Raw genomic sequence first — 7,959 nt, 5'->3', positions numbered from 1 at the left:
CCGCGGCCGCTACACCGTCTACGGCGAGGAAATGGACGAGAAGGCGCGCCTTCGCCAGCAGATGGAGGTCGAGCTGCGCGAGGCGCTGTCCGACGAGCTGCTGCAGGTCCACTATCAGCCCAGGTTCGCCGCCGACGGTCGGCTGGAAAGCATCGAGGCCCTCGCCCGCTGGAACCATCCGCGCCGCGGCATGGTCTCGCCGGCGGTGTTCATCCCGCTGGCCGAGGAATGCGGCCTGATCCACGAGATCGGCGAGTTCGTGATGCGCGAGGCCTGCCGCACCGCCGCCGCCCGCTGGCCTGACCTGACCCTGTCGGTCAACGTCTCGCCCGTGGAGCTGGCGCGGGCAGATTTCCTCGAGCGCACGTGCGGCATCATGAGGGATGCGGGCATCGACCCCAGCCGGGTCGAGATCGAGATCACCGAAGGCGCCCTGCTGCAGAACGACGACAAGACCCAGACGCTGCTGCGGACCCTGCGCGAGCTGGGCTTCACCCTGGCTCTGGACGACTTCGGCACCGGCTACTCGTCGCTCAGCTACCTGCACCTCTATCCGGTCGACCGGATCAAGATCGACCGCTCCTTCGTCTCCAATCTCGCCAACCCCGAGGTGGAGAAGCTGGTGCGCGCGATGATCCAGCTCGCCCAGGCCCTCGACCTGGAGGTCACCGCCGAAGGCGTCGAGACCGCCGAACAGCACGCCGCCCTGATCAGCGCCGGCTGCAACCAGCTGCAGGGCTACTTCCTCGGCCGCCCCGGCGAGCCGGAAGACATCGACAGCCTGGCGAAGTCGAGGCGCCGGTCGGCCGCCTAGCGGGGCGTTAACCCTGCGACTCTCCAGAACACTTGCGCGCGGCAAGGCTCATGGCTAGGTTCCGCGCCTTCGCTCAGCGGCCGCCCTCGCGCGGCCTCGCAGACGCCCTGAGGAGAGGTGGCTGAGTGGTTGAAAGCACCGCACTCGAAATGCGGCATACGGGTAACCGTATCGAGGGTTCGAATCCCTCCCTCTCCGCCATCCTGCTTCGCCTTCGCGGGCTGCGCAGGACCCCTTCCTAGAGCAGTGAGCGCCGCAGCGCTCTGACCCTCACGCCGCCGCGCGAAGGCTGTTCACCTGCGCGAGGATCAGGTCCATGGCCGCGTGCGGCTCGCCGCCGTCGCTGACCAGCTGGCCTTCGGCCAGCAGCAGCGCCAGATGGTCCCGGGCCCGGCTGACCCGGCTCTTCACCGTGCCGACGGCGCAGCCGGTGACCTCGGCCGCTTCCTCGTACGACAGGCCAGCGGCGCCGATGAGGATCAGCGCTTCCCGTTGAGCGGGCGGCAGCATGCCCAGCGCGCGGCGGACTTCATCGAGTTCGAGACGGTCGGTGTCGCCGGTCGTGGCGATAAGGGTGCGCTCGGCCGTTTCCGGATCCAGGGGCTGCGAGCGCCAGGAGCGCCGCTTGTCCGAGTAGAACATGTTGCGCAGGATCATGAAGGTCCAGGCCTTCATGTTGGTGCCCATCTCGAAGCTGTCACGGGCCGACCAGGCCTTGGCCAGGGCGTCTTGCGCCAGGTCTTCGCCCTGGGTCGCGTTTCCCGCCAGCGAATGACCGAACGCGCGAAGGTGGGGAATGAGGGCGATGAGCTCGGCCTCAAAGGCCTTCGAGTCGTTCGTCTGCGCCATGCTGGAACTCCCTGTTGCCCATAGCAACGCTTGAACAGGGCAGAGGCTCCCGATCAGATCGAACTAATCGGCTCAGGCGGTGGGGCGGCGCTCGCGCGCCGCCCGCGTGTCCGTCGCCTAGCGAAGACCGAACAGGTAGTCGAACAGGTTCGGGGCCTGGCCGTAGCCGTAGCCGTAGCTGGAGGCGTTGACCGAGGCGCGGAAATTGGCCTGCAGGCGGTCGAAGCGCATGTCGAGGTCGGCGCGTTCGGCGCGGCTCAGGCCGTCGCGACGGTAGTTCTGCTCCAGACGGGCGATGTTATCGAACTCCATCCGCAGGTTCATCGCCTGGCGCGAGTTCAGGCGGCGGTCCTGTACGGCGCGGTTCAGCCGATCCTGGAACTGAGCCTGCCGCTCGTTGAGGTTCTCCCAACGGTCCGCCTGCCGGTCGCGCCGCTCGTCGCGGATGCTGGCCGCCAGCTGGTCGAAGCGCTGGTCGAGGTCCGCCCGTTCGGCGGGGCTCAGCCCATTCTGGCGATAGCGCCGCTCCAGCCGCAAGATGTCCTGGAACTCGGCCCGCAGCCGGGCCGCCTCGGCCTGGGTCAGCTGGCCGTTACGGACGCCGGCGTCGATGCGCTGCTCCAGCCGCGCCTGGCGCTGATTAAGGTTCTGCCACTCGCCCGAGCCCGGGCGTTCGGCCTGCCAGTCCCGGCGCTCGTCCCGGATGCGGGCCGACAGCTGGTCGAACTGCCGGTCGAGGTCGGCCCGCTCGGTTGGGGTCAGGCCGTCGGCGCGGTAGCGGCGCTCCAGGCGCGACAGGTCCTGGAATTCCGCCTGCAGGCGGGCGGCCTCGGCCTCGGTCAGTTGGCCGCTGCGCACGCCGGCGTCGATCCGCTGATCGAGCTGGACCTGGCGCTCGTTGATGTTCTGCCAGCCGTCGGAGCCCGGACGTTCCGCCTGCCGGTCGCGGCGCTCGTCGCGGATGCTCGCCGACAGCTGATCGAACCGCCGATCAAGTTCGGCCCGCTCGGCCGCGTTCAGGCCGCCATAGCGATATCGCTGCTCCAGTTGCGCGATGTCCTGGAACTCGTCGCGCAGGCGGGCCGCTTCGGCCTCAGTAAGCTGGCCGCTGCGGACGCCGGCGTCGATGCGCTGGTCGAGCTGGGCCTGACGCTGGTTGACGCCCCAGTCCTGGGCGCTGGCGACCGCCGGAACGCCGGCGGCGAGGGTGGTGGCCGCGAGCAGCGCCATCAGTGTGCGGTTCTTAGTCATGATCGTCCTTTGTCCTTGCGCGCCCCGGGGAGCAGATGCCCGAAGGAGCGCGCGTGCTTGTTGTTGTGACGCCTGCCCACTGAAACGCGTCTGAACCGGTTAGTTGCATGAGGTTCAGGTTCAGCCGGTGGGGCCGGGCGGCCGTCGGCGGCGCAATCAACGGCTGATCAAGCCCTGCAAAGCCAAGGCGTTCGCTGCGGCCGCGCCGGAAGTGGTGTTGTCGAATACGCACCAGGTTTCCTGCGCCTCGACAGTGCGGAGCTGCGCGGCGAGCTCGGCGATCACGGCGTCCGCGTAAGACGAGTAGTACATCCGTGGCGATCCATGCAGCCGCCAGTAGGCCAAGCCGTTCCACCCGCCAGGCTGTCCGGCGGCCGGGTGGCGGGCCGGGTCGGCCGCAACCCGGGCGATCCTGAAGCTTCTGAGCAGAGCCTCCGCCTCGTCGCCGAACCAGCTCGGGTGACGCGGCTCGCAGGCGACGGCCTCCGGCCACAGCTCGCGGAGGTCTGCGAAGAACTGCTCGGCAACCTCGAGCGAGAAGACGAGGCTCGGTGGAAGCTGCACCAGAAGCGGACCCAGCTTGTCCTGCAGCTGAAGAGCCTCGGTCCGGAAGGCGCCGAGCGCTGGAGCGGCGTTCACCAGGCGCGCCTCGTGCGTGATGGCGCGGGGCAGCTTCAGGGCGAAGCGAAAGTCTGCAGGCGTGGCGGCGATCCAGCGGGCATACGTGCTCTCCCGGTGCCCCCGGTAGAAGGTGGAGTTGATCTCGACCGCGTCGAAGCGGGCGGCGTAACGCTGGAGGCCTGCGCCTTCCGTCGGAAAGGCCTCGGCGACCGACCGGGGTATGCTCCAGCCGGCTGTGGCGATCCGGATCCGCGTCATGGCGCCCGGTGAACGCGCCGCCCGTCGGCCGGTTCGGCGATGGCGCGGCGGAGCCGGCCGCCGCTCAGGCGCATTCCACCGCGGTCATGAAGATCGCCACGTTCAACATCAATGGCGTCGGCGCCCGCCTGCCGCGCCTCCTGGAATGGCTCGAAGAGGCCGCGCCGGACATCGCCTGCCTGCAAGAGCTGAAGGCGCCCACGGAGCGCTTTCCCGAAGCCGAGCTGAAGGCGCTTGGCTACGGGGCCGTCTGGCACGGCCAAAAGAGCTGGAACGGCGTGGCGATCCTTTCGCGGGGGGATACGCCGGTCGAGCGCACTCGCGCCTTGCCGGGAGATCCCGACGACGCGCACAGCCGGTATATCGAGGCCGAGGCGAAGGGCTTGGTGATCGGCTGTCTCTACCTGCCCAATGGCAATCCCGCCCCAGGACCCAAGTTCGAATACAAGCTCGCTTGGTTCGAGCGGCTTCGGGCGCACGCCGCCGGCCTGTTGAAGAGCGGCGCGCCGACCGTCCTGGCGGGAGACTTCAACGTGATGCCGACCGAGCTCGACGTCTACGCGCCGGAGCGGTGGGGCGACGACGCCCTCTTCAGACCGGAGGTGCGCGAAGCCTACGCACGTCTCGTCGCGCAGGGGTGGACGGACGCGTTGCGGGAGCTGCATCCGGGCGAGCGGATCTACACTTTCTGGGATTACTTCCGGAATGCGTTCACAAGGAACGCGGGGCTGCGCATCGATCACCTGCTCTTGTCTCCGGACCTGGCGCCAAGGCTGAGGGCGGCGGGGGTGGACCGGGAGGCGCGTGCGAAGGAAAAGCCGAGCGATCACGCGCCCACCTGGATTGAGCTCGACCTCTGAAAGCCCCACTATGAAGCGCCCGACGGCCGCCAGCCTGAAGAAGGTCACGCCCGAGAACCTGGCGCGGCTGGGGGCCGAGCGGCTGGCGGAGATCCTCGTCGGCGCCGCCCAGGCGCGCCCGGAGCTGAAGCGGCGGCTGCGCATGGAGCTGGCGGCCGAGCAGGGGGCCGATCACCTGGTGGTGGAGATCGACCGGCGGCTGGCGACGCTGGAGTCCAGCCGATCGCGCGTCTCCTGGCGCCAGCGAAACACCTTCGTGCGCGACCTCAAGGGCCTGCGCGACCTGATCGCCGGCCGGCTGGCGGAGCTGGACGGGCCGGCCGCGCGCGATCGCCTGTTCCAGTTCCTGCAACTCGCGCCGCGCATCCGCACCCGGGTCCGCGACGCCGACGGCCAGGTGGCCGAGACGTTCGCCCATGCCGCGCGGGACCTCTCGCGGCTCGCCGAGTCTGCGGACGTGGGCTTCCTGGCCGGCACGCTGGCGCAGCAGGTGGCGCTTGCGCCGGTCGACTGGGCGCAGTGGCTGCCCCTGGCGGTCGACGGCCGTCCTGAGCTGGCGGAGGCGACCCTGCGGCGGCTGAGCGACCATCCCGCCTTCGCCGCAAGCTGGCTGCCGAGCCTGAGGGCCCTCGCTGACGCGTCGGGCAATGTGGACGCCTATCGCGCCACCTTCACGCCGGCCGAGCTGGCGACCCAGCCGGTCGCGGCCGAGGTCGGCGCCCGCCTGCTGGCGGCGGGGCGAGTGGACGAGGCCGGCGAGGTCCTCCAGGCGGCGCCGGCGACTTCCGGCCGGAAGGGAGCCGCGCCGCTGTTCGCGTGGGAGAGCGCCTGGGTCGAGTACCTGGAGCGCTCGGGCCAGACAGCGGCGGCGCAGGCGGCGCTGTGGGCCTCGTTCGAGCGCACGTTGTCCGTGGAGCGGGCGAGAGCCTTCATCGCCCGGCTTGGCGGCTTCGACGACGTGGAGGCCGAGGCGCGCGCCTTCGCCCTGGCGGCCGGGCGCCCGGATTTCACGGCGGGCCTGCAATTCCTGATCGATTGGCCGGCGCTGCCGGAGGCGGCCCGCATGATCCTGAACCGCCGGGACGACGCCGAGGTCGCCGCCGAGCTGGCCGAGCTCTGGGCCGGGCGGCTGCGCGCGCGCTTCCCGGAGGCGGCCGAGCTGCTGCTGCGCAAGGCCGCCGCCGCCGCCTTCCGCCGCCGCGACTTCGCCACCTGCGACCGGCTCACCGCCGAGGCGGATTCGATCCCACTCTGAGCGCCTGTGCGAACATCCCCCTAGCCTCACCCCCGGTCATGCGGGCTAAGCTCTCCCCAACATACAAAGGGAGGATGCCGATGAACGCGCCCGTGAAGCCGCCGGCCACAGCCGCCGACGAGGTCCTGTACGAGGTCTCCGAAGGGATCGCGACCCTGACCATCAACCGGCCGGAGAAGATGAACACCATCTCCGGGCCGATGCTGCGGCGGCTTTCCGAGCTGCTGTTGCAGGCCAATGCCGACAAGGAGGTGCGGGTCGTCGTGCTCACCGCCGTCGGGCGGGCGTTCTGCGCCGGCCTCGACCTGGTGGACGCCACCTCCGGCGACGGGATCGGCTCGCAGAACCAGGCCAGGGCGGTGTCGGTGGACATCGACCTGCGCAACTCCCCGCCCACTGTGCTGCACGCCATGGACAAACCGAGCATCTGCGCCCTGAACGGGGCTGCGGCCGGCTACGGCATGGACACCGCCCTTGGCTGCGACGTGCGGATCATGGCGCAAAGCGCCAAGATGGCCCCGGCCTTCGTAAAGCGGGGCGTGGTGCCGGAATCCGGTGGGACCTGGATCCTGCCGAGGCTCCTGGGCTGGGAGAAGGCGGCCGAGATCGTCTTCACCGGCCGCACTCTGTCGGCGCAGGAATGCGTAGAGATCGGCCTGGCCTCCAAGGTCGTGCCGGACGCCGAGCTCGCCTCGGCGGCGCGGGCGCTGGCCCGATCCATGGCCGAGAACGCCCCGCTGGCGGTTCAGTCGGCCAAGCGGCTGATGCGGATGGGCCTGAACGAGACGTTCAACGACCACGTCCACCACGTCTACCTGCAGTTCCTGCAGCTGATCCGCACCGAGGACTTCCGAGAGGGGATGACGTCGTTCCTCGAGAAGCGGCCGGCGGATTTCCAGGGGCGCTAGCTATCGGGCCGGACCGCGCGGGGGCGGGTTGAAGGCGGCCACCACATGGTCGCCCTGCCTCAGCACGACCCGGCAGTCGACATACTCGCGCAGGGCGCCGTAGTAGCAGGAGAATCCGAGGCTGGCGGTGCGCAGGCGGCCGAGCACGGCCTCGAGGCGCTCGCCCTGAGCGTCCCAGAGCTCGACGGCATAGGAGAGGTCGGCGTCCTGCGCCGCCTCTTCACCCTCGCAGATCTGCAGCGGCTCGACCACGCAGCCCCTCCCTGGCCTTCACACTGCATACGGCGGTCAGGATTGTCTGTCGAAATGCGACAGACGGCGACAATTTGCCCCCCGATGCAGCGGCCCGGCTTGCCACGCGCGCGGCTCGGGCGTCTGCTGGTGGGCATGTCGCAACAGCCTCCCTCGGACGGGTGGAAGCACACCGGCGTTCGGGTGGTCCCGGGCGATCAGCTCGACGACAACACGCCTCAGACGCCGGGCATGCACCGCGCGGCCGCCATCGATCGGGCGCGGGTCGGCGCGCAGAAGCTGTGGGCGGGAACCGTGCACATTCACGCCGGCGCCAAGACCGGGCCGCACCACCACGGCCCGCTGGAGAGCGTCATCTATGTGGTGAGCGGGCGGGCCAGGATGCGCTGGGGCGAGCGGCTGGAGTTCGTCGCAGAGGCCGGGCCCGGCGACTTCATCTATGTGCCGCCGTTCGTGCCGCACCAGGAGATCAACGCCTCCCCGGGCGAGCCCCTGTCGTGCGTGTTGGTCCGCAGCGATTCCGAAGCGGTGGTGGTCAATTTGGATATCGACCCGGCCGAGCCGCCGGAGGGCGTGGCCTGGATCGATCCGATCCACAGGCCCGCTCGCTAGGCCTCAGCTGTTGACGAAGCTGCGGCGCTCGTGCCGGAGGACGTGGCTGGGCGGCGCGGCCTCGCCGGCCCGCAGCGCGGCGGCCGCCTTGCGGGCCAGATCCTTGGCCGCCTTCTCGGTGCGCGCGACCGCCAGCACTTCGCCGCCGGAGCTGACGCCCCATTTCGCCCCATAGGGCGCGACGACGAAAATCTGCGGGGTCATCCCTACTCTCGACCACACGGCAGCCAAACCGAAGCGCGCGCATTTGGTTTGCCGGTTGGGCGAAATATTGGCCGG

The 7,959-nt window shown here is 69.9% G+C and carries 10 protein-coding genes and 1 tRNA gene; 6 read left to right on the top strand and 5 right to left on the bottom strand.

What is annotated here, in order from left to right; all coding sequences use genetic code 11:
* Both VHK87_RS13295 and VHK87_RS13290 read left to right on the top strand, forming a co-directional pair.
* A partial coding sequence (locus VHK87_RS13295) for an EAL domain-containing protein (RefSeq protein WP_329635377.1) occupies positions 1 to 814 on the top strand: 814 nt, incomplete at its 5' end.
* Positions 815 to 925: 111 nt separating this feature from the next.
* Positions 926 to 1,015, top strand: a tRNA-Ser gene (locus VHK87_RS13290).
* 69 nt (positions 1,016 to 1,084) lie between these two features.
* On the opposite strand, the gene VHK87_RS13285 is transcribed toward VHK87_RS13290, so the two are convergent.
* From VHK87_RS13285 to VHK87_RS13275, 3 genes are all read right to left on the bottom strand, one after another.
* The gene (locus tag VHK87_RS13285; RefSeq protein WP_329635376.1) at positions 1,085 to 1,663 is read right to left on the bottom strand and encodes a sigma-70 family RNA polymerase sigma factor; all 579 of its coding nucleotides are present in this window, start codon (positions 1,661 to 1,663) and stop codon (positions 1,085 to 1,087) included.
* 117 nt (positions 1,664 to 1,780) lie between these two features.
* Complete coding sequence (locus VHK87_RS13280) at positions 1,781 to 2,914, bottom strand: hypothetical protein (protein WP_329635375.1); 1,134 nt, start codon at positions 2,912 to 2,914, stop codon at positions 1,781 to 1,783.
* Between the two features lie 156 nt (positions 2,915 to 3,070).
* A complete protein-coding gene (locus VHK87_RS13275; protein ID WP_329635374.1) occupies positions 3,071 to 3,793 on the bottom strand; it encodes a DUF72 domain-containing protein in 723 nt (240 codons plus the stop codon).
* A gap of 8 nt (positions 3,794 to 3,801) precedes the next feature.
* Here VHK87_RS13275 and xth point away from each other — a divergent pair, with 8 nt between their 5' ends.
* The 3 genes from xth (at position 3,802) to VHK87_RS13260 (ending at position 6,816) form a co-directional block, all read left to right on the top strand.
* Entirely contained in the window at positions 3,802 to 4,653 is an 852-nt protein-coding gene (xth, locus tag VHK87_RS13270; RefSeq protein WP_329635373.1) for an exodeoxyribonuclease III, read from the top strand.
* Positions 4,654 to 4,663: 10 nt separating this feature from the next.
* Positions 4,664 to 5,908: a DUF6880 family protein gene (locus tag VHK87_RS13265; protein ID WP_329635372.1), complete on the top strand. Its 1,245-nt coding sequence runs from the start codon at positions 4,664 to 4,666 to the stop codon at positions 5,906 to 5,908.
* Between the two features lie 80 nt (positions 5,909 to 5,988).
* Positions 5,989 to 6,816: an enoyl-CoA hydratase/isomerase family protein gene (locus tag VHK87_RS13260; protein ID WP_329635371.1), complete on the top strand. Its 828-nt coding sequence runs from the start codon at positions 5,989 to 5,991 to the stop codon at positions 6,814 to 6,816.
* Here VHK87_RS13260 and VHK87_RS13255 read toward each other — a convergent pair whose 3' ends face one another.
* A complete protein-coding gene (locus tag VHK87_RS13255; protein WP_329635370.1) occupies positions 6,817 to 7,068 on the bottom strand; it encodes a hypothetical protein in 252 nt (83 codons plus the stop codon).
* Positions 7,069 to 7,203: 135 nt separating this feature from the next.
* Between VHK87_RS13255 and VHK87_RS13250 the strand changes: the two genes are divergently transcribed.
* A complete protein-coding gene (locus VHK87_RS13250; RefSeq protein WP_329635369.1) occupies positions 7,204 to 7,680 on the top strand; it encodes a cupin domain-containing protein in 477 nt (158 codons plus the stop codon).
* 3 nt (positions 7,681 to 7,683) lie between these two features.
* Here VHK87_RS13250 and VHK87_RS13245 read toward each other — a convergent pair.
* Positions 7,684 to 7,959, bottom strand: a 276-nt coding sequence (locus tag VHK87_RS13245; RefSeq protein WP_329635368.1) for a hypothetical protein, incomplete at its 5' end; no start/stop codon positions are given.

This window comes from Phenylobacterium sp. (assembly GCF_036263695.1).
Taxonomy (GTDB): domain Bacteria; phylum Pseudomonadota; class Alphaproteobacteria; order Caulobacterales; family Caulobacteraceae; genus Phenylobacterium.
This window is presented reverse-complemented; position numbering and strand designations above follow the sequence as displayed.

Excerpts from the sequence above, each read along its gene's own strand:
- VHK87_RS13285 (WP_329635376.1), bottom strand. The coding sequence starts at position 1,663 with ATGGCGCAGACGAACGACTCGAAGGCCTTTGAGGCCGAGCTCATCGCC.
- VHK87_RS13280 (WP_329635375.1), bottom strand. The coding sequence starts at position 2,914 with ATGACTAAGAACCGCACACTGATGGCGCTGCTCGCGGCCACCACCCTC.
- VHK87_RS13275 (WP_329635374.1), bottom strand. The coding sequence starts at position 3,793 with ATGACGCGGATCCGGATCGCCACAGCCGGCTGGAGCATACCCCGGTCG.
- VHK87_RS13265 (WP_329635372.1), top strand. The coding sequence starts at position 4,664 with ATGAAGCGCCCGACGGCCGCCAGCCTGAAGAAGGTCACGCCCGAGAAC.
- VHK87_RS13260 (WP_329635371.1), top strand. The coding sequence starts at position 5,989 with ATGAACGCGCCCGTGAAGCCGCCGGCCACAGCCGCCGACGAGGTCCTG.
- VHK87_RS13250 (WP_329635369.1), top strand. The coding sequence starts at position 7,204 with ATGTCGCAACAGCCTCCCTCGGACGGGTGGAAGCACACCGGCGTTCGG.